Origin of the sequence: Kluyvera genomosp. 1 (genome assembly GCF_001266615.1) — a bacterium.
Taxonomy (GTDB): domain Bacteria; phylum Pseudomonadota; class Gammaproteobacteria; order Enterobacterales; family Enterobacteriaceae; genus Kluyvera; species Kluyvera cryocrescens_A.
Map to the genome: position 1 here is coordinate 65,077 of NZ_LGHZ01000003.1, position 23,563 is coordinate 88,639.

17 protein-coding genes are annotated in these 23,563 nt (G+C 55.3%); 6 read left to right on the forward strand and 11 right to left on the reverse strand.

What is annotated here, in order from left to right; translation table 11 throughout:
• The first annotated feature begins 198 nt into the window (after positions 1-198).
• Together KP80_RS01700 and KP80_RS01705 are read left to right on the forward strand one after the other, a co-directional pair.
• Positions 199-1,548 (forward strand): NCS2 family permease, encoded by a 1,350-nt coding sequence (locus tag KP80_RS01700; RefSeq protein ID WP_052281847.1) that lies wholly within the window; start codon positions 199-201, stop codon positions 1,546-1,548.
• Between the two features lie 182 nt (positions 1,549-1,730).
• The gene (locus tag KP80_RS01705; RefSeq protein ID WP_052281848.1) at positions 1,731-3,377 is read left to right on the forward strand and encodes a Na+/H+ antiporter; all 1,647 of its coding nucleotides are present in this window, start codon (positions 1,731-1,733) and stop codon (positions 3,375-3,377) included.
• A 71-nt stretch (positions 3,378-3,448) separates the two neighbouring features.
• On the opposite strand, the gene KP80_RS01710 is transcribed toward KP80_RS01705, so the two are convergent.
• Positions 3,449-4,333 (reverse strand): LysR family transcriptional regulator, encoded by an 885-nt coding sequence (locus KP80_RS01710; protein ID WP_052281849.1) that lies wholly within the window; start codon positions 4,331-4,333, stop codon positions 3,449-3,451.
• Between the two features lie 102 nt (positions 4,334-4,435).
• On the opposite strand from KP80_RS01710, the gene KP80_RS01715 reads away from it, so the two are divergent.
• Positions 4,436-4,846 (forward strand): CidA/LrgA family protein, encoded by a 411-nt coding sequence (locus KP80_RS01715; protein WP_052281850.1) that lies wholly within the window; start codon positions 4,436-4,438, stop codon positions 4,844-4,846.
• Complete coding sequence (locus tag KP80_RS01720) at positions 4,839-5,528, forward strand: LrgB family protein (RefSeq protein WP_052281851.1); 690 nt, start codon at positions 4,839-4,841, stop codon at positions 5,526-5,528. Before KP80_RS01715 ends, KP80_RS01720 begins: the two co-directional genes overlap by 8 nt.
• A 42-nt stretch (positions 5,529-5,570) precedes the next feature.
• On the opposite strand, the gene KP80_RS01725 is transcribed toward KP80_RS01720, so the two are convergent.
• Together KP80_RS01725 and KP80_RS01730 are read right to left on the reverse strand one after the other, a co-directional pair.
• A complete protein-coding gene (locus KP80_RS01725) occupies positions 5,571-6,848 on the reverse strand; it encodes an ABC transporter substrate-binding protein (RefSeq protein ID WP_052281852.1) in 1,278 nt (425 codons plus the stop codon).
• Positions 6,849-6,956: 108 nt separating this feature from the next.
• The gene (locus KP80_RS01730) at positions 6,957-8,252 is read right to left on the reverse strand and encodes a Gfo/Idh/MocA family protein (protein ID WP_052281853.1); all 1,296 of its coding nucleotides are present in this window, start codon (positions 8,250-8,252) and stop codon (positions 6,957-6,959) included.
• 47 nt (positions 8,253-8,299) lie between these two features.
• Here KP80_RS01730 and KP80_RS01735 point away from each other — a divergent pair, with 47 nt between their 5' ends.
• The gene (locus KP80_RS01735; RefSeq protein ID WP_052281854.1) at positions 8,300-9,877 is read left to right on the forward strand and encodes a hypothetical protein; all 1,578 of its coding nucleotides are present in this window, start codon (positions 8,300-8,302) and stop codon (positions 9,875-9,877) included.
• A gap of 210 nt (positions 9,878-10,087) precedes the next feature.
• On the opposite strand, the gene actP is transcribed toward KP80_RS01735, so the two are convergent.
• The 3 genes from actP to acs all read right to left on the reverse strand — a co-directional run bounded on the left by actP (position 10,088) and on the right by acs (position 14,170).
• Positions 10,088-11,737: a cation/acetate symporter ActP gene (actP, locus tag KP80_RS01740; RefSeq protein ID WP_052281855.1), complete on the reverse strand. Its 1,650-nt coding sequence runs from the start codon at positions 11,735-11,737 to the stop codon at positions 10,088-10,090.
• Entirely contained in the window at positions 11,734-12,048 is a 315-nt protein-coding gene (locus tag KP80_RS01745) for a DUF485 domain-containing protein (RefSeq protein ID WP_052281856.1), read from the reverse strand. The genes actP and KP80_RS01745 overlap by 4 nt, the downstream gene beginning before the upstream one ends.
• 163 nt (positions 12,049-12,211) lie before the next feature.
• Complete coding sequence (acs, locus tag KP80_RS01750; RefSeq protein WP_052281857.1) at positions 12,212-14,170, reverse strand: acetate--CoA ligase; 1,959 nt, start codon at positions 14,168-14,170, stop codon at positions 12,212-12,214.
• Positions 14,171-14,584: 414 nt separating this feature from the next.
• Between acs and gltP the strand changes: the two genes are divergently transcribed.
• Positions 14,585-15,898: a glutamate/aspartate:proton symporter GltP gene (gene gltP / locus KP80_RS01755; protein ID WP_052281858.1), complete on the forward strand. Its 1,314-nt coding sequence runs from the start codon at positions 14,585-14,587 to the stop codon at positions 15,896-15,898.
• Between the two features lie 65 nt (positions 15,899-15,963).
• On the opposite strand, the gene KP80_RS01760 is transcribed toward gltP, so the two are convergent.
• The 5 genes from KP80_RS01760 to mdtN form a co-directional block, all read right to left on the reverse strand.
• The gene (locus KP80_RS01760) at positions 15,964-16,647 is read right to left on the reverse strand and encodes a tetratricopeptide repeat protein (RefSeq protein WP_052281859.1); all 684 of its coding nucleotides are present in this window, start codon (positions 16,645-16,647) and stop codon (positions 15,964-15,966) included.
• 92 nt (positions 16,648-16,739) lie between these two features.
• Complete coding sequence (gene fdhF, locus KP80_RS01765; protein ID WP_082221706.1) at positions 16,740-18,887, reverse strand: formate dehydrogenase subunit alpha; 2,148 nt, start codon at positions 18,885-18,887, stop codon at positions 16,740-16,742.
• 197 nt (positions 18,888-19,084) lie between these two features.
• Complete coding sequence (locus KP80_RS01775; RefSeq protein WP_052281861.1) at positions 19,085-20,542, reverse strand: MdtP family multidrug efflux transporter outer membrane subunit; 1,458 nt, start codon at positions 20,540-20,542, stop codon at positions 19,085-19,087.
• A complete protein-coding gene (gene mdtO, locus KP80_RS01780) occupies positions 20,539-22,521 on the reverse strand; it encodes a multidrug efflux transporter permease subunit MdtO (RefSeq protein WP_052281862.1) in 1,983 nt (660 codons plus the stop codon). The genes KP80_RS01775 and mdtO overlap by 4 nt, the downstream gene beginning before the upstream one ends.
• Positions 22,521-23,552 (reverse strand): multidrug transporter subunit MdtN, encoded by a 1,032-nt coding sequence (mdtN, locus tag KP80_RS01785; RefSeq protein WP_052281863.1) that lies wholly within the window; start codon positions 23,550-23,552, stop codon positions 22,521-22,523. Before mdtN ends, mdtO begins: the two co-directional genes overlap by 1 nt.
• Positions 23,553-23,563: the final 11 nt, after the last annotated feature.

The window sequence follows — 23,563 nt, forward strand, 5'->3', positions numbered from 1 at the left end:
AATGACCTGGCTCACCTCATGGCGCAACCGCGCAAATGAGGAATTCCGATTCTCGTTTTGTCTGCGCGGAGTTAATCGTTTGCTTTTTTGTGGCTCCCCTATTGCCGCAATGTAGCACATGGAGATGACGCTTAGCTGAAAGTGGATGTTCCACCACGCAGACCAACGAATGATAAAAACTCTCAGGGGATGTTTTCTATGTCTACGCCTTCAGCGCGTACCGGCGGTTCGTTAGACGCCTGGTTTAAAATTTCTGCACGTGGTAGCTCCGTTCGTCAGGAGGTTGTCGCCGGTCTTACGACCTTCCTGGCGATGGTTTACTCGGTGATCGTGGTGCCTGGAATGCTGGGTAAAGCCGGTTTCCCGCCAGCGGCAGTGTTCGTGGCGACCTGTCTGGTTGCCGGTGTGGGGTCTATCGTGATGGGGCTGTGGGCGAACCTGCCTTTGGCCATTGGCTGCGCCATTTCACTGACCGCTTTCACCGCCTTTAGCCTGGTGTTGGGCCAGCAGATCAGTATACCGGTAGCCCTGGGCGCCGTATTCCTGATGGGTGTGCTGTTCACCGTTATCTCGGCTTCCGGGATTCGTAGCTGGATTTTGCGCAATTTGCCGCAGGGCATTGCGCACGGTACCGGCATCGGTATCGGCCTGTTCCTGCTGCTGATTGCGGCAAACGGCGTGGGCATGGTGGTTAAGAACCCAATCGACGGTCTGCCGGTGGCGCTGGGTCAGTTCGACAGCTTCCCGGTGATCATGACCCTGATTGGTCTGGCGATGATTATCGGCCTGGAAAAAATGAAGGTTCCCGGCGGTATTCTGCTGACCATCATCGGTGTCTCTATTGTTGGCCTGATTTTCGACCCGAACGTGCACTTCTCCGGTATCTTTGCGATGCCTTCTCTGAGCGATGAGAACGGGCATTCGCTGATTGGTAGCCTGGATATCATGGGTGCGCTGAACCCAGTGGTTCTGCCAAGCGTACTGGCGCTGGTGATGACCGCGGTGTTTGACGCCACCGGGACTATCCGTGCGGTAGCCGGGCAGGCCAACCTGCTGGATAAAGACGGCCAGATCATCAACGGCGGCAAAGCGTTGACCACCGACTCCCTGAGCAGCGTGTTCTCGGCGGTGGTGGGTGCGGCTCCGGCCGCGGTCTATATTGAATCCGCAGCGGGTACGGCGGCAGGCGGCAAAACCGGCTTAACCGCCGTGACCGTGGGCGTCCTGTTCCTGCTGATTCTGTTCCTCTCCCCGCTGTCTTATCTGGTCCCAGGCTACGCCACCGCTCCTGCGCTGATGTACGTGGGTCTGCTGATGCTGAGCAACGTGGCACGTATCGACTTCAACGACTTCGTTGATGCGATGTCTGGCCTTATCACCGCGGTGATGATCGTGCTGACCTGTAACATCGTGACCGGCATCATGATTGGCTTCGCGACGCTGGTTATCGGCCGTGTGGTTTCCGGTGAATGGCGTAAGCTGAACATCGGTACCGTGGTTATTGCGGCGGCGCTGGTCATCTTCTACGCGGGCGGTTGGGCGATTTAATCGCACATCCGTCGTCAAAAAACCCGCCCGTTGGCGGGTTTTTTGTCTGTGCTACCTGGCTGGACTTTTTTTCCATTTTCAGCCGCACCTCGTTTCCTTTTGCGTTACTCTGGTAGCCGTATAATAAGAAGCACGACGCTTCATGTTTTGAATAATAAGACAACGCAGTAAACAGGGAACGCATGGAAATATTCTTCACCATACTCATCATGACCCTCGTGGTTTCGCTGTCTGGGGTGGTCACGCGCGTACTGCCATTCCAGGTCCCACTTCCGTTAATGCAAATTGCTATCGGTGCGATGCTCGCATGGCCGACTTTTGGTTTGCATGTTGAATTCGACCCCGAACTGTTCCTCGTGCTGTTCATCCCGCCGCTGCTATTTGCCGACGGCTGGAAGACACCGACGCGCGAATTTATCGAGCACGGCAGGGAGATCCTCGGGCTAGCGCTGGCATTGGTGCTGGTGACTGTCGTGGGGATTGGCTTCCTGATTTACTGGATAGTCCCAGGTATCCCGCTTATCCCTGCGTTTGCGCTGGCGGCGGTGCTGTCACCGACCGATGCGGTCGCGCTCTCCGGTATTGTTGGGGAGGGGCGGATACCGAAAAAAATCATGGGCATTTTGCAGGGCGAAGCGTTGATGAACGACGCCTCCGGCCTGGTATCGCTGAAATTTGCCGTCGCGGTGGCGATGGGGACCATGGTCTTTACCGTTGGCGGTGCCACGGTGGAGTTCCTGAAAGTCGCCATTGGCGGCATCCTGGCGGGCTTTGTGGTCAGCTGGCTGTACGGGCGCTCAATGCGTTTCCTCAGCCGCTGGGGCGGCGATGAGCCGGCCACGCAGATTGTGCTGCTGTTCCTGCTGCCGTTTGCCTCGTATCTGATTGCTGAACATATTGGCGTATCCGGTATCCTGGCGGCCGTTGCGGCGGGGATGACCATCACCCGTTCCGGCGTGATGCGTACCGCCCCGCTGGCGATGCGCCTGCGCGCCAACAGCACCTGGGCGATGCTCGAGTTTGTGTTTAACGGCATGGTGTTCCTGCTGTTGGGCCTGCAGCTGCCGGATATTCTTCAGAGTTCGCTGGTGGCGGCTGAAGCCGATCCGAACGTGGAAACCTGGATGCTGTTTACCGATATCATCTTGATTTACGCGGCACTGATGCTGGTGCGTTTTGGCTGGCTGTGGACGATGCGCAAGTTAAGCCAGCGTTTCCTGAAAAAGAAACCGATGGAGTTTGGCTCCTGGACTACGCGTGAGCTGCTGATTTCTTCCGTTGCCGGGGTGCGCGGGGCAATTACCCTTGCCGGTGTGCTCTCTATTCCGCTGCTGTTACCGTCCGGCGACGTGTTCCCGGCGCGCTATGAGCTGGTGTTTCTTGCCGCTGGGGTGATTCTGTTCTCGCTGTTTGTTGGCGTGATTGCGCTGCCAATTCTGCTGCGTCATATCGAGTCGACCGACAATGTCCAGCAGCGCAAAGAAGAGCGGCTGGCGCGTGCGGCGACGGCGGACGTGGCGATTGTCGCTATCCAGAAAATGGAAGAGCGTCTGGCGGCAGATACCGATGAGAATATCGACAACCAGCTGCTGACCGAAGTCAGTTCGCGCGTCATCGGTAACCTGCGCCGTCGAGTGGATGGGCGTAATGATGTGGAAACATCGATGCTGGAAGAGCAGCTGGAGCGCCGCTTCCGTCTTGCCGCATTACGTTCTGAACGCGGTGAGCTTTATCACCTGCGCGCCACGCGGCAGATCAGCAACGAGACCTTGCAGAAGCTGCTGCATGACCTCGACCTGCTGGAAGCGCTGCTGATTGAAGATGCGTAGCCAACGGCTGATGTCGCGCCCACCGTGGCGCGACGGTTGTCCGGGTGAGGCCGTGATGCCGACCCCGGGCATCACTCCGGCAGCGTAAATCCCTCGCAGCACTTCAGCCATGCCTGGGCGCTGTGCGACATATACACTCCTTCTCGCCAAATCATCCCCAACTGCCAGCGCAGTTCGCTTTCTAGCGGCAGCCAGCGCAGGGTTTTTGCATCTAAACGTCGACAGATAGGCTCCGGTAAAATGGCGACGCCGACTCCCGCCTGCACCATGGCGGCGAGAAAATCCCATTGCCCGCTACGAACCGCGATCCGTGGTTTAACATCGTGACGCGCAAACAGCTGCATTAACTGACGGCTGAGGGCGAAATCTTCGTTATAAATCAATAGCGGATGGGCCGCTAACTGCTGTGGTGACACCGAGGTTTGCTCTAGCCAATCGCCGGAACGTGGCACCAGCACGCACAGTGGGTGGCTGAACAGCGGTCGGGTGGTGAGCATGCTCTCTTCTTCCACCGGCAGCGCGGTCATCGCTAAATCCAGTTCGCCGTTAATCACCGCCTGCTGCACGGTCAGGCCGCCAAACTCGGAAATCTTAAGCTCTACGCCGGGGTAGCGCTGGCGAAACAGGCCAATGGGTCCTGCCATTAGCATACCGACCATCGGTGGGATTCCCAGCCGCAGCACGCCTTTATTGAGGTGATTGATATCGCTGAGTTCAGCTTCCAACTGCCGGAATTCATCAAGAATCGCTAGCCCGCGCTCGAACACGACCTGCCCGGTATCGGTCATTAACAGCTTACGACCGTCGCGAATGAGCAGGGTGCAGTTCAGCTCATCTTCCAGATTTTTGAGCATCTTGCTGATGGTCGGTTGCGTCACAAAAAGCTTCTCCGCGGCGCGGGTAAAGCTCTGCTGACGCACAACTTCGACAAAGTAGCGCAGCGTTCTTATGTCCATGATTATGCCTCTAAACTATGCTACCGATGAGTTTAATTCATTTCTGTCATCATCGTTGCCTCACTATACTGTGCGCCTGTGATTTTTTCTGGACATCCCTCCATGGCCGAGGCCTTAGGGCGCGTAGTGCCCTCCGTTTTAAACCGTCTGCAAATTCCGGTACAGGTGCTGCTGTACGCCGGGCTGTTTGTTTTTGCTGAATATCTGGTGAGCTGGCTGAATCTGCCGCTGCCCGCCAACCTTGTGGGCATGATCCTGCTGCTGGCGCTGATTGTCTGCCATATCGTGCCGCTGAAATGGGTCCGCGCGGGGTCGCGCTGGTTACTGGCGGAAATGCTGCTGTTCTTCGTTCCGGCGGTGGTCGCCGTGGTGAACTACGCACAGTTGCTGATGATTGACGGCTGGCGGATTTTCCTGGTGATTGCGTTAAGCACGATGATGGTGCTGGGCGCGACCGCCTGGGTGGTCGACAAAGTCTATCGCTACGAAATGAAACGGATGCGCCATGACTAACTTTCAGCTCAGCGTCGCGTGTCTGGTGATTACGCTGGTGCTCTATTTTGCCAACAAGCGCCTGTATCGCCGTTTTCGTAAATTGCCGCTGATGCCGCTGGTACTGACGCCGGTGCTGTTGGTGCTGCTACTGGTGTTCGGCCATATCTCCTATCAGAACTATATGGGCGAGGCGCACTGGTTGCTGTGGTTGTTGGGGCCTGCAACCATCGCTTTTGCCGTACCGGTCTACGACAATCTGGCGATTATCAAACGCCACTGGATGTCACTTTCCGCCGGGGTGATTACTGCCACGGTGGTCGCAGTGACCAGCTCAGTGTGGCTGGCGCGGCTGTTTACCCTGCCGGATGAGATCCAGCGAAGCCTGGCGGTGCGCTCTATCACCACACCGTTTGCGCTGGCGGCGGCAAAATCCCTCGGCGGTCAGCCGGAGCTGGTGGCGCTGTTCGTGGTGGTGACCGGGGTGTTCGGCATGGCCATTGGTGACGTGCTGTTTCTGCGGTTATCGATTCGCGAAGGAATGGCCAAAGGCGCCGGTTTTGGTGCCGCATCGCACGGTGCCGGGACGGCGCGTTCGTATGAGTTAGGCCCGCAGGAAGGCGTGGTGGCCAGTCTGGTGATGATGCTTTCCGGCGTAGTCATGGTGCTGGTCGCGCCGATGGTTGGCTGGCTGATGTTTTAGGCCGTGGCTGGGTCGGCGCAAGGCGACCCAGCACTGAACGGCTTAACGATTCAAACGGCGAACAATACGCTCTACCTGCTGACGGAAATCGGCGGCAACCTGGGCGATAGGCCTGCCCTGATCAAGTTTCTCGCGGGCGGACATAAACTGATCGACTACCTGCAAATCCTCAATGTATGGCGTCGCGACCACGGTGGTGGGCAGCGATTGCGCCTGTCTTAAACCCGCAACAACCGGATCGTGAGGGTCAATCACCCCTTTCGCTGTTAACAGCGTTTCGGCGGTTTTACTCAATGGAATACCGCGCTCAAGACCCAGCGCTTCGATAGCCTGCGGATCGTTGAGCAGGAAATTCACCAGCATGGCCGCTTCTTGCGGATGCTTCGTCGACTTCGCCACCGAGAACATCTGTGCCGTCTTGAAGTAGACGCCGGACTCCGTTACGCCGGGCTGCATGATGTAATCCCCGAGCACCAGTTTGGCCGGTGGCGTGAGATTGTTGATATACATGCGGATAGAGATATTCCACGTAAAGGTCCCACCCCATTCGCCGTTAATCCACGGCTTCATTTCGTAAAGGTTACCTTTGCCGTAAGAGGAGAGTGTTTTCGGCGACGGTACCACGTGGTCATCGCTCAGACGTTTCACAAAGCGGAATGCCTCTTCCCATTGCGCATCGCTCCACGTAAATTTGCCGCGGCTGTCGAACATCGGTTTCTGGTATTTCTGCATCATGTAGGCGTTGAGCAGCAGGATGACGTCCTGATCGACCATGCTGTAGGGATAGTACGGATTCCCCAGTTTTTGCTGGAAGCTTTTTCCGGCCGCGAAAAGTTCATCCCAGGTTTTCGGATACGCCAGCCCGGCCTTTTTCCAGGAAACGTCGTTGTAGTAAAACACCGGGGCGTTGACCGAAATGGGCAGGCCGTTGAGCTTGCCGTTGATAGTGGTGGATTGCAAATCTTTGGCCTGATATTGGCTCAAATCCAGCTCATTTTTGAGTTTATTCAGATCGTAATAGCCCTCGCCATTTTTGGAAAAAACAATCAGCCACGGCCAGTTGGTTTGCATGACGTCCGGCTCGGTACCGCTGGCCATTTGGGTCGTCAGGCGTGAAAGATGCCCATCCCAGCCGGTGTATTCGGCTTTTACTTTGATATCGGGATGCGCCTTCTCAAAGGCCTCCAGCGCTTTCAGCGTCGCCTGGTGGCGGCTGTTGCCACCCCACCACGACATACGGAGTTCTACGGACTGTTGTGCCCAGGCAGAGGTACACGAAAGTAATAATGATGCGATGACACCTGATGCGATTTTATTCATTACATGTCTCCGGAAAGAGGCAGAAATAGTGTTATTAAACAGGTGAGTAACGGCATAATACTGACCATCTTTTCCGGCGCGGCTTCCCGCCGCGCCGGAACGAAGGGCTTAGCGTTTCGCCAGGCGGGAAACCAGTTCGAACTCCTTAAAATTCACCGGGCGCTGCTGCTGCATGGAAATATTGCCTGCAATCCCGGTGAGAATGGACATCGCACCGGCGCGGTGGTCGGCGGCGCGCTGCAACGGGTCGTTGCCCGGTTCACCGAATAAATCCGCCAGCATGGCGTTGTCGCCGCCGCCGTGGCCGCCTTCTCCAAGGTTGAATTGGGCTTCCCACGGCTCGGCAAACATTGGGAAGACGGTGATATCACACTGCTCCAGGCTGCCTTCGTTTTCGCGTTCACCGCCGGCGTTAACGTAGGATTTCTCGACGATTTTCATCTCCAGACGGCCTTCGGTGCCGTTAAACACCACGTTCAGCCCTTCCCATGGCAGATAGGCGTTCAGCGAGTAGGAAAGCTGGACCTGGTTTTGGTATTTCACCAGCACCGACAGGGTGTCTTCGATGGTGATACCGTCGCTAAACACGCTTTGATCGCGGAAATAGTTGTCTTCATGCTCGGCATCAAGATACAGCGCTTTGAGCTGTTCGTTGCCTGCCATATTCAGCGCGAAAGGATCGTTTTGGGCTTCGGCATAACCGTGGGTTCGCGGATAGAACTGCGATACGCCACGTTTTTCCGCATTCTCTTTGCCGTAAAATTGCAGACTACCTTCGGCGTAAACGCGCTCCGGATAACTGCCCAGCCAGAAGTTCATCAGATCGAAATGGTGGGTCGATTTGTGCACCAGCAGGCCGCCGCTATTGCGTTTTTCACGGTGCCAGCGACGGAAATAGTCCGCGCCGTGCTCGGTGTTGAGCAGCCACTCAAAGTGAACGGATGTGACATTGCCAATTGCGCCCTGCATCAGCAGTTCGCGCACTTTGCTGTGGTGCGGCGCATAGCGATAGTTGAAGGCCACGCGCACGGTGTGCCCGGTTTCTTCGATGGCGTCGAGAATACGCAGAGCGCGTTTTTCGTCGATAGTCATTGGTTTTTCGGTGATCACGTCGCAGCCAGCCTGCAGCGCCCGGACGATGTAATCATCGTGGGTACGGTCCATGGTGGTAACAATGATGATATCCGGGCGAGTTTCGCGGATCATCTCTTCAAACTGCGCCGCTTTCCAGGTGGAAACCGGTTCGGCACCTTCTTTCTGCAGCAGCTTATTGGCGTAATTCATTCGGGTCTGGTTGGTATCACAAAACGCGACCATTTTGGCATTATCACGCCAGGTTCCACCAATGGCGGAAATATATAAACCTGCACGACCTCCAGTACCGACCAGAGCATATTTTTTCATGGCATCCTCGATTAAGATATAAATTCAAATATCAGCAAGGCGACGCAATGAAACGTATTCCGCATCAATTGATGGAGCTGAATAGCACTTTTATTTGGCACTGGCCCTGGTTTATTCAGGGCGTTAAAAGCGCGAAACAGCACGGTTTCACCGGCATCATCCTGCACCAACAGGAACTGCTGTCTTTTCTTGCTACGCCCTCGCCGTTAAGCCAAAAACTCAACGTCGAGAACCTGATTCATCAACAAAATTACGCACTGCAATATTTAAAACGTGTCGACCAATATCTGGCGGAAAATAATTTATCGTTTTGGCTGCAGGGCGAAGCCGCGCCGAGCGACGATATAATTAAGCGTAAATTTCCCGAACTGACTTTCGATGAAAAAAGTTCGCCTGATTTCTGGCAGCATTTTTATGCTGCGATATTGCATCCGCTACTTCACTCGCTGCCACATCTCAGCGGCTTGATTCTGAGCCTGACCACCCCGGACTTTCAGACCGCCCGCTGGCAGCAAAGCCTGCACGATGTCTGGAGCCTGCTGCGCGCCCAGGGTAAAAAGCTGGTGCTGCGTGACTATATTGATGACAGCTGGCCCCGGCAGCAGCTTTCTAACCTGCTGGCGACCCTGCCCGACGATGTCCGCGCGTCGGTCAAAGCCACAGAGCTGGACTATCATCCCGGTTTTGCTAATCACCCGCACATTGCTACGTTGCCGGGGCATAAAAAGTGGATCGAGTACGATCTCTTTGGCACCGGCTACGGCTGGACCGCGCTGCCGTGTTACCTGGCCGATGAGATCCGCGGCCGGTTAAGCTGGGCGCTGAGTGCCGCTGAAAACGAAATTGAAGCCATCACCTCTCGCGTGAGCTGGCAGTGGTTGCCCGATAGCCGTGTGATGGACTCCGCCAACGCCGTTAACCTTTTCGGACTCTCCGCGGCCAACCAGACTGCAGAAGAGTCTCAGCCTTCCGCCTTTGAACGCTGGGCGGAGAATCAGCAGCTCGGCTTTCGCTCACAGCAGGACAAACACCAGCTGTCGGCTATCGTGCACGGTAGCTACGACTGGCTGTGCAAAACGCCGAACTTCCTTGGCCGCCGGTTGCACTATCAAAGCCAGATCCCGGAAAGCGTGGCTCAAGCCCAGCAGCTTTTGCACATGGACACTCGCAGCGCAAACTGGATGCATGCCTGGCAACCGCTGATGCCAACCGACGATCCCGTGTTGGGCAAAGAGCAGCGCGAGCGGGTGGTGCTGGAAAAAGAAGCCGCCTGTTTTTTAGCCTCGCACACGGTACAAAACCTGCGTGAGCTGATGCCGCGTATTACCTGTCCAAACGACTCGCTGGAGATCCTGCTGGCCGCCTGGCGCAGCGCGGAGGTCTACAGCCAGATGTTTTCCCGCGTCGCTGCTGCGATGACCGATGTTTTGTGGATCGATCGCTACGGCCCGCAAAGTCTGCCCGCGAATGTACTGCAAACGCACCAGCAGCAGATGTTGCGCTACTCCGACACACTGGAGCGCTGGCTGGTCAATCCGCCGGCCAGAGGCCCGCTGTTTTTGCCGCTGCTGCTAAGCCCGGAGCGCTTGACTCGTTTTGCCAACAGCCTGAGCAAGTCGCTGTGAATAAAGAATAAAAACTGCGGTGGGGATTGTCTGCAAACGTCGTAGAGGTAAAACCGAGGATGGGTGTGAAAAGCGAAAAAGCGTGATTGCCTTCGCGAATCACAGATAAACCCTGTGATGCGCGTCGGCTTTTATCATTTTGATGACGTGATAAACATCACCTGAAGGGACAAAAAATGTGATCCCCGACCGGCGGTCGGGGAGGGGATTTTAGTGTGCACGGCCCTGGTCGATGCCCAGACCGGTCTGCGAGCGGATAAACTGCGCGCGGAACTGGTCACGTTCGAGGTTGCCCGCTTCAGAGTTATCGGTCGCAGAGAAGAACCAGATACCGATAAAGGCGACGGCGATAGAGAACAGCGCCGGATATTCATACGGGAAAATCGCCTTTTCGTGGCCGAGGATGGTGACCCAAATGGTTGGGCCAAGGATCATCAGCACCACCGCTGTCAGCAGGCCCAGCCAGCCACCAACCATCGCCCCACGCGTGGTCAGCTTCGACCAGTACATGGAGAGCAGAATGATCGGGAAGTTACAGCTTGCTGCGATAGAGAACGCCAGACCCACCATGAAGGCGATGTTCTGATTCTCAAACAGAATGCCCAGCAAAATGGCAACCACGCCCAGCACCAGCACGGTGATTTTGGAAACCTTCAGCTCCTCACGTTCGGTAGCACCTTTCTTAAACACGTTAGCGTAGAGATCGTGAGATACCGCCGAAGCCCCTGCCAGCGTCAGACCCGCGACCACCGCCAGGATGGTGGCGAAGGCGACTGCAGAGATAAAGCCGAGGAACAGGTTGCCGCCGACCGCATCGGCCAGGTGTACTGCCGCCATGTTGTTGCCACCGATAAGCGCGCCCGCCGCATCTTTAAACTGCGGATTTGCGCCGACCAGCATGATGGCACCAAAGCCGATGATAAAGGTCAGGATGTAGAAGTAACCCATAAATCCGGTGGCGTAGAACACGCTCTTACGCGCTTCTTTGGCGTCACTTACGGTGAAGAAACGCATCAGAATGTGCGGCAGACCGGCAGTACCGAACATCAGGCCAAGACCGAGCGACAGCGCGGATATTGGATCTTTCACCAGCCCCCCAGGGCTCATGATGGCCGCCCCTTTCGGGTGAACCGCCATTGCTTCGGTGAACAGGTTATTGAAGCTAAAGCCGACGTGCTTCATCACCATGAAGGCCATAAAGCTTGCGCCGAACAGCAGCAGAACCGCTTTGATAATCTGTACCCACGTGGTGGCGAGCATGCCGCCAAACAGCACGTACATCACCATCAGCACGCCAACCAGGACCACGGCGACGTGGTAGTTGAGGCCAAACAGCAGCTCGATAAGTTTACCGGCACCCACCATCTGGGCAATCAGGTAAAGCGCCACCACCACCAGTGAACCACAGGCGGAAAGCACGCGAATCGGTCCCTGTTTGAGGCGATAGGACGCCACATCGGCAAAGGTGTAGCGGCCGAGGTTACGCAGACGTTCGGCAATCAGGAACAGAATGATTGGCCAGCCGACCAGGAAGCCGAGCGAGTAAATCAGCCCGTCGTAGCCGGAGGTGTAGACCAGCGCGGAGATGCCAAGGAACGACGCGGCCGACATAAAGTCACCGGCGATCGCCAGGCCGTTCTGGAAACCGGTTATGTTGCCACCCGCGGTGTAGTAGTCGCTGCGTGAGCGAACCCGCTTGGAGGCCCAGTAGGTGATGTAGAGCGTCAGAAGGACGAAAATCAGGAACATGATAATCGCCTGCCAGTTGGTCGGCTGGCGTTCTACGTGACCGCTTATCGCGTCTGCCGCGTTGGCCGCTAAAGGAAGTGTGGCGGCGAGCGCCGTCAGGACTTTCTTCATGATGCTTTTACCTCGCGCAGTACGGCCTTGTTCAGGCGATCAAATTCGCTGTTAGCCCGCCAGACGTAAATGCCGGTCAGGATAAAGGAGATAACGATAATGCCAATCCCGATTGGGATACCACGCGTGACGCTAGTGCCCGGGTGCAGCGGCGTGCCAAGCCAGCCCGGGGCAAAAGCGATGAGTAAAATAAAACCGACGTAAACCACTAACATGATCAGCGATAAGAAGGTGGCAAGCCGTTGCCGTTTTTCAACCAGCTCCCTGAAATGCGCACTATCTTCTATCTGCTGACAAATTTGATCATTCATCACAGAGTCTCCAGAGGTTCTTATTGGTAGTGTTTTTTGTGCAAATCAGAACACCGTACGCTTCCTTCTTCCGAGGGAAGAAGGATAGGGCGAGGGGCGGTGTACGGTAATGACACCCTCACCCCGGCCCTCTCCCGGTAACAGGAGAGGGGGAAGTCTTCGCTTATGACGGCATCGCGATGGACTGCTTCTCTTCCAGCAGTTTATCCACCACGCCCGGATCGGCGAGCGTTGAGGTATCGCCCAGATTGCTGGTGTCGCCCGCGGCGATCTTGCGCAGAATGCGGCGCATGATTTTGCCTGAACGGGTTTTTGGCAGCGAATCGGTCCAGTGCAGCACGTCTGGCGTCGCCAGTGGCCCAATCTCTTTACGCACCCAGTTACGCACCTCGGTGTAGAGCGCAGGGGTTGGCTCTTCACCGTGGTTCAGCGTGACGTAGGCGTAAATCGCCTGGCCTTTGATGCTGTGCGGAATCCCGACAACCGCGGCTTCGGCAATCTTCGGATGGGAAACCAACGCTGATTCAATTTCCGCTGTGCCTAAACGGTGGCCGGAGACGTTCAGCACGTCATCGACGCGGCCGGTTATCCAGTAATAGCCATCTTCGTCACGACGCGCGCCGTCGCCGCTGAAGTACATGTTTTTGAAGGTGGAGAAGTAGGTCTGCTCAAAGCGTTCGTGATCGCCAAACAGCGTACGCGCCTGGCCCGGCCAGGAGTCGGTGATGACCAGGTTGCCCTCGGTAGCGCCTTCCTGCGGATGGCCTTCATTATCGACCAGCGCTGGCTGCACGCCGAAGAACGGACGGCTGGCGGAGCCGGCTTTGAGCTCAATGGCACCCGGCAGCGGGGTGATCATGAAACCGCCGGTTTCGGTCTGCCACCAGGTATCCATCACTGGGCACTTTTCGTTGCCGATTTTCTGCCAGTACCATTCCCAGGCTTCCGGGTTGATCGGTTCGCCAACGGAGCCAAGAATACGCAGGGAGGAACGATCGGTTCCGGTGATGGCTTTATCGCCTTCGGCCATCAGCGCACGAATAGCCGTCGGCGCGGTATAGAGAATGTTAACTTTATGTTTATCAACGACCTGACACATACGTGCTGGGGTTGGCCAGTTTGGCACGCCTTCAAACATCAGCGTCGTCGCGCCGCAGGCCAGCGGGCCGTACAGCAGATAGCTGTGTCCGGTAACCCAGCCCACATCGGCGGTACACCAGTAGATGTCGCCCGGATGGTAGTCGAAGACATATTTAAAGGTGGTGGCGGCATACACCAGATAGCCGCCGGTGGTGTGCAATACCCCTTTCGGCTTGCCGGTCGAACCGGAGGTATAGAGGATAAACAGCGGGTCTTCTGCGTTCATCTCTTCCGGTTGATGCTGGTCGCTGGCCTTCTCTTGCAGGTCGTGCCACCACAGGTCGCGACCTTCTTGCCAGTCAATTTTTCCGCCGGTACGCTTGAGCACAACGACGTTTTCGATGGTTTTAACGTTCGGGTTTTTCAACGCGTCGTCGACGTTTTTCTTCAGCGGCACGTTACGGCCAGCGCGGACGCCTTCATCAGACGTGATCACCAGACGCGCGCTGGAGTCGATGATACGGCCAGCAACGGCTTCCGGTGAGAAGCCGCCAAAGATAACGGAATGGATAGCACCAATGCGGGCGCAGGCTAGCATTGCTACGGCTGCTTCCGGCACCATTGGCATATAGATAGCGACCACGTCGCCTTTCTTCACGCCCAGAGAGAGCAGGGTGTTTGAGAAACGGCAAACATCACGATGCAGTTCACGATAGGTAATGTGCTTGCTTTGGGTGGCATCGTCGCCTTCCCAGATGATAGCGGTCTGATCGCCGCGTTCGTGTAGATGGCGGTCAAGACAGTTGGCGGCCAGGTTCAGGGTGCCGTCTTCGTACCATTTAATTGAGACGTTACCCGGTGCGAAAGAGGTGTTTTTAACTTTGGTGTAAGGCCGCATCCAGTCGAGGATTTTGCCCTCTTCAGCCCAAAATGCATCAGGGTTGGTGACGGACTGCTGGTATTTGGTCTTGTATTGTTCCGGGTTAATCAGGCAGCGTTCTGCAATATTTGCAGGAATAGAGTGTTTGTGAATTTGGCTCATGCTTTTTTTCTCCATGTAAGATGTTAATAATATGTCTCATAAAAGTTAATAACAGAGGGAGAAGAAGCTTTGTTTACTATTTGCGCGGCAGATCACGCAATAGTGGAATTGTTCAAATAACGTTCATTTGATTCTTTGAACAGAAATAATTGCGGAAAGGGATTTATAGAATTCGGCGGAAATTTTTTGTTTTTATAACAAAAACTTATAAATAATTATTGGTAGAAATTAGTAGTAATATCAAATTTTGTGGTGAAAAGCCCTGTTCTGAAAGGGTTGCACGAGACACCGTACAGATGATACTGATACTGCGCGTTAAAAACCTCTAAAAGTAAACGCAACACAAATCACCCCCTTTCAAATGGATACCATTCCCGTTCGGTATGGTATTTTTCATTGAGGAAGTCTGCAGTTATGAAAAAAACACGAATCAGCCTTGCGTGGCAAATTCTCATTGCCCTGGTGCTAGGTATTATTCTGGGTAGTTATCTTCATTATCATAGCGATAGCCGCGAATGGCTGGTTATGAATCTTCTGTCTCCTGCTGGCGATATTTTCATCCATCTGATTAAAATGATCGTCGTGCCGATTGTTATTTCAACGCTGGTCGTGGGAATAGCGGGTGTCGGTGACGCAAAACAGCTTGGGCGAATTGGTGCTAAAACCATTCTTTATTTCGAAGTGATCACCACGGTAGCGATTATTATCGGTATTACCATGGCGAATGTCTTCCAGCCTGGGTCAGGGATCGATATGTCACAGCTGGCGACGGTGGACATTTCGAAATACCAAAGCACGACCGCCGAAGTACAAAGCCATGCCCACGGGTTGATGGGAACTATCCTGTCGCTGGTGCCGACCAACATCATCGCGTCGATGGCCAAAGGCGATATGCTGCCGATTATCTTCTTCTCGGTACTGTTCGGCCTCGGCCTCTCTTCGCTGCCTGCGACACACCGCGAGCCCCTGGTCACGGTATTCCGTTCTATTTCAGAAACCATGTTTAAAGTGACCCATATGGTCATGCGCTACGCACCGGTTGGGGTATTCGCGCTGATTGCCGTGACGGTGGCAAACTTTGGTTTTGCTTCCCTGTGGCCGCTGGCGAAGTTAGTGCTGTTGGTTCACTTTGCGATTCTGTTCTTCGCGCTGGTGGTGCTGGGTATTGTGGCGCGCATCTGCGGGTTGAGCATCTGGATCCTGATTCGCATCCTCAAAGACGAGCTGATTTTGGCGTATTCCACCGCCAGCTCCGAGAGCGTGCTGCCGCGTATTATTGAGAAGATGGAAGCCTATGGTGCGCCGGCGTCGATCACCAGCTTTGTGGTGCCAACCGGCTACTCCTTTAACCTCGATGGTTCTACGCTGTACCAGAGTATTGCAGCTATCTTTATTGCCCAGCTGTACGGTATCGACCTGTCTATCTGGCAGGAAATCGTGCTGGTGCTGACGTTGATGGTGACCTCGAAAGGTATCGCGGGCGTACCAGGCGTCTCCTTCGTGGTACTGCTGGCGACGCTGGGCAGCGTAGGGATTCCACTGGAAGGCCTGGCGTTTATCGCCGGCGTTGACCGTATCCTTGATATGGCACGTACCGCGCTGAACGTGGTGGGTAATGCGCTAGCGGTGCTGGTCATTGCCAAGTGGGAACACAAGTTCGACGTTAAAAAAGCGCGCGCCTATGAGCGCGAGATGCTCGGCAAGTTTGATAAAACGGCCGATCAATAATAGAAAGAAAAACAACGCCGGGATTTCCCGGCGTTGTTGTTTTGGGGAGGGGGAGCAGCGAATATTTACTCTGCGCTCGCCTTATCAAATTCTTCGCAGCCAGTATCAAACCCTTCGGTACAGCTCAGATTCAGCCACTGTAGCGCCTTCTGTTTGTTTGGTGCAATAAAGCCTTTCTCACCGTTCAGGAACATCATGCCGGCCCAGTGTTCGGCATAGCCGGTACGCGACAGCGCCGAACTGTTTTTGAAATAATCCGTCGCCTTTTCATCATCTTCTTTCACGCCGATTCCGTTGGCGTAAATCAGCCCCAGCAGCATTTGCGCATCAACGGCAAAATCGCTTTCCGCGTTGGTGGATGCCTGCTCGAGCAGGGTTACCGCGCGTGGATAGTCGGTTTGCCCCGACTGACTATTGATAAGAATACGCGCAAGGATGACTTCGCCTGCTCGGCTACCCGCCTTTGCGGCTTTCTCCGCCAGCGTTTTGGCCGCCGGATAATCGAGATCCACCGGGTTGGTAATTTTAATCTGCGCCAGCAGTGCGCAGGCATCCGCATCACCGCTGTCGGCGGATTTCTGCGCCCAGAATTCGGCTTTGCTCAAATCGCCCGAACTAAACCAGGTATCCGCCAGATAGTACTGCGCACGAGCATCTCCGGCTTCTGCGGCTTTTAAATATTGGCTACCCGGTTCTTCCGCATGGGCGAACAGCGCAACCAACCATAGCAATGCAAAAATGTGTTTCATTTTATTGTGTAGGTGACCGAGGAAGTGGGCAGTATAAAGATAAAGCGAGGATAAAAAAACGCCTCCGAATGGAGGCGTTGAAACGAGTCCGCTTAGCCGATTGCGCTTTCGCGCAAACTGGCCTTCAGCTTCGTATACTCATCAATCACATACTGCTCGGCGGCGCGTTGGTCGGCAATCGGCTCAACGTTGACGGCGCAGTACTTGTACTCAGGCGTTTTGGTAATCGGACTCAGGTTCTCGGTTACCAGCTCATTACATGCACCAATCCACCACTGGTAGGTCATGTAAATCGCTCCTTTGTTTGGACGATCGCTCACAGCTGCACGAGTGATGACTTTGCCCTTACGGGAGTTCACCCACACCAGCGCTTCATCTTCAATGCCTAAACGGGCGGCATCGGCGGTGTTGATCTGGGCATAGCCCGGTTCGTCCGCCAGCGCGGCCAGCGCTGCACAGTTGCCGGTCATGGAGCGGCAAGAGTAGTGGCCGACTTCACGGACCGTCGACAGTACCATCGGGTACTCTTCGGTCAGTTTGTCGATAGGCGCAACCCAGTCACAGGTGAAGAACTGCGCCAGGCCGTTCGGGGTGTCAAACTTCTCTTTAAAGAGGTAAGACGTCCCCTGGTCAGCGTCAGACTCATCGCGACATGGCCACATGACATAGCCCAGTTCGCCCATTTTGTCGTAGGTGGCACCGTAGAAGTCAGGGCACAATCCGCGCAACTCATCCCAGATTTCCTGGGTGTTGTTGTAGTGCATTTTGTAGCCCATACGGGTGGCGATTTCACTGATGATCTGCCAGTCCGTTTTCAGGTCCCACTTCGGCTCAACGGCTTTAAAGAAGCGCTGGAAGCCACGGTCAGCGGCGGTAAAGACGCCTTCATGCTCGCCCCAGGAGGTAGACGGTAAAATAACGTCTGCGGCCGCAGCGGTTTTGGTCATGAAGATATCCTGGACGATAACCAGTTCCAGATCTTCGAAGCCTTTACGAACCGCAGAGAGTTCGGCATCGGTCTGTAACGGGTCTTCACCCATGATGTACGCCGCGCGCACTTCGCCATGCGCCGCACGGTGCGGCAGCTCGCTAATGCGATAGCCGGTGTGCTCAGGCAGACTGTCGACGCCCCAGGCTTTGGCGAACTTCTCGCGGTTTTCCGGGAACTTCACGTACTGATAGCCTGGATAGGTATCCGGCAGCGCACCCATATCACACGCGCCCTGAACGTTGTTCTGGCCGCGGACTGGGTTAACGCCAACGCTTGGCTTACCGAGGTTACCGGTGAGCATCGCGAGACTGGTCAGTGAACGCACGGTTTCCACGCCCTGATAGAACTGGGTAACACCCATGCCCCATAGGATGGCGGCGTTGTTTGCCGAGGCATACATACGGGCGGCCTGGCGGATTTCCTGCGCGCTAACGCCGGTAATCGCTTCGACGGACTCCGGCGTATAGCCTTCGACAATCTTACGGTACTCTTCATAACCTTCAGTACGGGCAGCGACAAACGCTTTGTCGTACAGGTTTTCTTCAATAATGACGTGCCCCATGGCGTTGAGCAGCGCGATATTCGAGCCATTTTTCAACGCGAGGTGCATGTCAGCAATGCGCGCGGTTTCAATTTTGCGCGGATCGCAGACGATGATTTTCGCCCCGTTACGTTTAGCGTTAATCACGTGATTCGCCACGATAGGGTGGGAATCCGCCGGGTTGTACCCGAAAATAAACACTAAATCGGTATTATCAATTTCGTTAATCGCATTACTCATTGCGCCGTTACCGACCGATTGGTGCAGACCTGCAACCGAAGGGCCGTGTCAGACACGAGCGCAGCAGTCAACGTTATTGGTACCAATAACGGCGCGCGCAAATTTTTGCATTACATAGTTGGTTTCATTACCCGTCCCGCGTGAGGAACCGGTAGTCTGAATAGCATCTGGGCCGTATTTCGCTTTGATCGCGCTTAAGCGGTCAGCAACGTAATTTAGCGCTTCATCCCAGGAAACGGATTCCAGTTTGCCGCCGCGTTGGCGACGGATCATTGGGGTCTTCAGGCGCGGGGTCAGGATCTGGGTATCGTTAATGAAGTCCCAGCCATAATAGCCCTTCAGACACAGAGTACCCTGGTTGGTTTTCCCCTGCGCCGCCTCAGCCCGGACGATTTTACCGTTATCGACCACCAGGTTGATTTTGCAACCTGATGCGCAATACGGGCAAACCGTGACGACTTTTTTCATCGGTCTCGCTCCAGTTAATCAAATCGCGCATACGCGCTGTCGCCCTCAGTATGCATCTTTTATGCCACTTTTTTATTGTGGGCATTCCCTGATGTTACGGGCAAAATTTGGTCAAAACCCTGACGAAAAACAGGCCATCGTCATATTTGACGTGTCGAAATGATAAGCCGCGTGACATTTATCACGCGGCGAGAGGATTAATGAGAGGACACCGGAGCCTGATAACCGCCGCCGAGCGTTTTGATGAGCTGAATACTTTGCACAACGCGTTGCGTATCCAGTACCAGCAGCGACATTTGCTCAGAAAGTACCGGTAGACGAGATTCAGTGGCCTGTAACCGGCTACCGAGCCCCCGATGAAAGGCCGCTTCGGCAGCGTTTTGGCCAAATTGGCTGGCCTCGACACGCTCAGCCTGCATTTCTCGCTCTTCGTTCAGCGTTTGCAGGCGTGTACCGTTTATTGCCACATCACGCACGGCATCCAGTACCGACTGGTTATAGCGCTCAATCAGCATATTGCTGGTGGCGCGGATGTTTTTCAGGTTGGCGTTCAGACGACCGCCGTCGAACAACGGCAGGCGGAGGCCGGGGATAAAGTTAATCTGCTTGCTGGGGCCTTTGAACAGATCGTCTATATGAATAGCGTCCAAACCGAAGAACACTTTGATGTCGAAGCTGGGATAAAACAGCGCTTTTGCGGCATCAACCTGATCGAGCGAAGCCTGCACGTACCAGCGCATCGCCTGCAGATCGGGGCGGCGGGCGAGCAGATCGTAGGAGAGCGTGGCAGGAATCCCCGTCTGAACCTGCGGCAGTGCGACCGGTTTGATCTCTGCCAGTTCGTTACCGTTGGCACCAATGAGTGCGCGCAGCGACTCGCGCGTCTCTTTGATTTGCCCTGTGGCGGCGGCAATTTGTTTTTCTACCGCCAGCATTTGCGCCCGAGCGCCGTGGTAAGGCACTTTAGCCTCTAGCCCTTGCGCCACTTTGCTCTGATGCGCCTGAACCGCGTAGTTGATCACGTCGCGGGTTTGCTCGAGTAAATCAAGCATCTGATAGCTGGCCTGCATGCTGTAGTAGAGCTGCGCCACGCCGGTTGAGATGGCAAGTTCTACCGCTGCGGTTTCAGCCAGTGCGGCATTCTGTGCGCCAATTGCCGCCGCAACGGCTGAACGATGAACGCCCCACAGATCGAGATCCAGCCCAGCAACTAGCCCAACGGTTGCCTCCGTATAGTAAGGGCCGTCCATGCCGATCCTCGGTGCATCGAGTGCATAAGGGCCGAGGAAACCGTTGGCAGATGCGCGCTGGCGGTTAATCATTCCGAGTGCCACCATCTGGAGCTGCGATCCCGCTTCCAGCAGATCGGCTTGCGACTGTGCTTTCTCTTCGCGCAGCTTTGCTTCGGCAAGGGTATGGGAACCGGACAGCGCTTTATCGATAAGTGAACGGAGTTGAGGATCGTTAAACTGCCGCCACCACTGCGCCTGCGGCCAGCCCTGGCTTGCCAGATGAATATCGTCAGCCAGCCTGATTTGCGTGGGCTGTAGCTGGGAATGGGCGGCAGAGTCGTTACGGATCAATGCGCAGCCGGAAAGCGTTGTGGCGCTGCCGATAAGGCCGCACAAGAGAATGCGGAAAAAGTGACGGGTCATTGTAATGTGGCTCCTTGCGCCTGGTTCTCGGCGATGGTGGTCGCTGGACGAGTCCAGTCGGGTAAACTGGCTATCTGCCGTATAACGCGCTGTGTCTGTGCGGGTAATGTGGAAGACATTTCGCTGGGCAGTGATAGGGGCGTAGCCTCGCCGTTTTCCAGCCCAGCGGCATACTGCTCCAGCGCCTGGGCGAGGGAAGGATTTGGCATCGTGGTGCCGTCACTGGCGTAGAGAATTTCCCGGCCACATTGAAGCGTGCTTCTGCTGAGGGCGAGAAGAGAGTTGCGCTGGTCATTATCAAGCTGCCGCTCTAGCGTCACGCGGTCACACATCTCTTCGCATGCATTGAAGGCGGCATGACAGCCGATACGTAGCTGAAGGTAGGCGCGTCGATCGGTAGGATCCTGTTGCGGGATGCGCAGCAGTTTTCCCAGCATGTTTAGTGCACTCGCCAGTTTCTGTGGCAGAGCTTTCGCTTCGCTTTCCGGCCAGATAAAGGTAAAGATTATCGCCGAGACGGCGGTGCCGATCAGGATGCCAACGGCACGATCGCGGATCTCGACCAGATCGTAAACCGGGCCAAAAACGTTCTCGAGGGTCGCCAATGAAAACGTGACGATGAGCTGCGTACCAATATAGGAGGATCGCTCCGATCCGGTGGCTATCCACGCGCCGAGCAGGAAAATAGGCGACAGCACGCACAGCAGCTCCACGATGTTATCCAGCCAGGGCATGATGAAAATGGTCATCAACAGCGCCAGCATGGCGCCAATGAATGCGCCGCCAAAACGTAGCACCATTTTCTGGCCGGTTGAGCCAATACTGGGGTTAGCCACGATGATGCAGGTTAGCATGCAGGTATGGATGCCTTCCCAATCGACGCCGGAGTAGAAGATGTAGCAGATCATGCAGGCAAGCAGCGTTTTCAGCGCGTAGTGGATATACGCCGGGTTGCTAAAAGCATCGGGCACCATCGACGACTCTTTCACGGCGGGAGAAGGTGGCGTTTTGGGGTCCATATGACCCAGTTGAATCAGCCGTTCACAGAGATTTTCCAGCCCACATTCCCGGGCAGCGATTCGCTCTTCGTCGCAAAGCTGCCATGGGGTTTGCCAGATCTCTCCTTGCGCAATAGCCCGCTGTAGCACCGTGATTTCATACCGCAGCTTATGTGCCAGCGCCGGATGCCTGGCGGCCTCGTCGTTATAACGGTTGAGAGTGGAGTACAGGTAACTGACGGTGGCAACGCAATTTTTCCACCAGGCGCTATGCGCTTTCCAGTCGGCATCATCGGCCATGCAAAATGCGTTAAGTTTTTGCAGCGCGAGTACTTCACGTTCAACGTATTTTTCCACAAGCGGAGGCGTTGGTGTTGTCAGGTGCCTGAGTGCGTCATCCAGACGCGCGCACAGCGATTTCTGCATTTGCCTTCCAGCTCGGTTGGGAAACCAGATCACGCCGATCAGTACCATGAGCAGCGTAGGGTAAAGCCCTACGACGATACACCACAACGTGAGACGGACAATCACCTCTGGATAATCAACCATACCGGGAAAAGTCTGACCGTATACGGCAACAATCGCGAGGGCAAAAAACACCAGCCCCAGCTTATGAGTACGCATCATAAACATGCTGCCAAGGACAATCAGGCTGGCAACGATCAAGCGGATCAACGGGTAACTGTACGACCATTTGTAGATCAGAAATAAGCAGCCAATCTCCATGATCGTCGCGGCGATAAACAGGATTGCCACCACTTTGGTGTAAAACGCGTTCGACTGTACACCGTAAAACAGCACCGTCAGCGAGATGGCCAGAAACGGGATCTCAAAGGTCATGGAGATGATCGTTACCAGCAGGCAGCTTACCCACAGCTGAAGTATTTGCGACTGCCGTCCGGGACGCTTTTCGCTCAGTTCGTCATGCAAAAACGCCAGTAATCGAACCAGCGGTAGCGGCAGATAATTGAGCGCGTTCATTATTGTGACTCAAGGGTGGCAACCGCCGAAGCGCCGATGCGGAACATCTCCGCGTCCGGTTTATCGACCATAATTTTGACGGGGAAGCGCTGGGCAACGTGCACCCAGTTAATTGAACGGGCGACGCGCGGCAGGCCGCCCAGTACCAGGCCGCCATCGTCTGGCATCACGCCAAAGCCAATGGAGTCAACTTTGCCGCTAAAGGTTTTACCACTGTCGCTCATCAGTCGCAGGGTAGCTGGCGAACCCGTGTGGATATTTTTCAGCTCGGTTTCGCGGAAATTGGCGATGACGTACCAGTGGCGCGTATCGATCAGAGTAAAGATAGGGCGCATTGCAGAAGCGAACTGACCAATCGAGGTTTTAAGCGACACCACACGGCCGTCAAACGGCGCGCGCACGGTGGCCATTTCCAGCTGTAACTGAGTCAGGGCGATGTCCGCCTGTACCGCGACGCGCTGAGCGACCAGTGCATCAACGCCGCTAACGGCGGTGGCGGCCTGCTGAGCCTGCAGCAGCACGGCATTGAGGTCGGCTGCGCTGGCGCGCTGTGCGGTACGCGCGCGATCAACATCTTCCGCCGAGACGAATCCCTGCGACAGCAGCGGCGCTGTGCGGTTAAGCGTGCTGCTAGCCTGTTTTTCTGCTGCTCGCGCTTTGTCGACCATCGCCTGCACGGAGTTGGCGGCCAGCTTCTGCGCGTCCACGCTGCGCTGCGTCAACATGATTTGCTCATCGAGGGCATGTAGCGAGGCTTGTGCTTTCGCCAGGTTGGCTTCATACGGCCGAGGATCGATGCGAAATAGCAGGTCGCCCTGCTTTACCTGCTGATTATCCTTAACCGCCAGTTCAACGATACGTCCACTCACTTCGGGAACAACATCTATCGTGTCGGCGGAGGCGTAGGCATCGCTGGTAGACGGTGAGCTATCCAAACGCCAAATGACAAAAACCATTACCACGAGGGCGAGTATGACCAGAAACAGGGCCGGTATTTTGTGATGAGGAACTTTTTTCTGCGAGCTTTCCATGAGCGCATCTC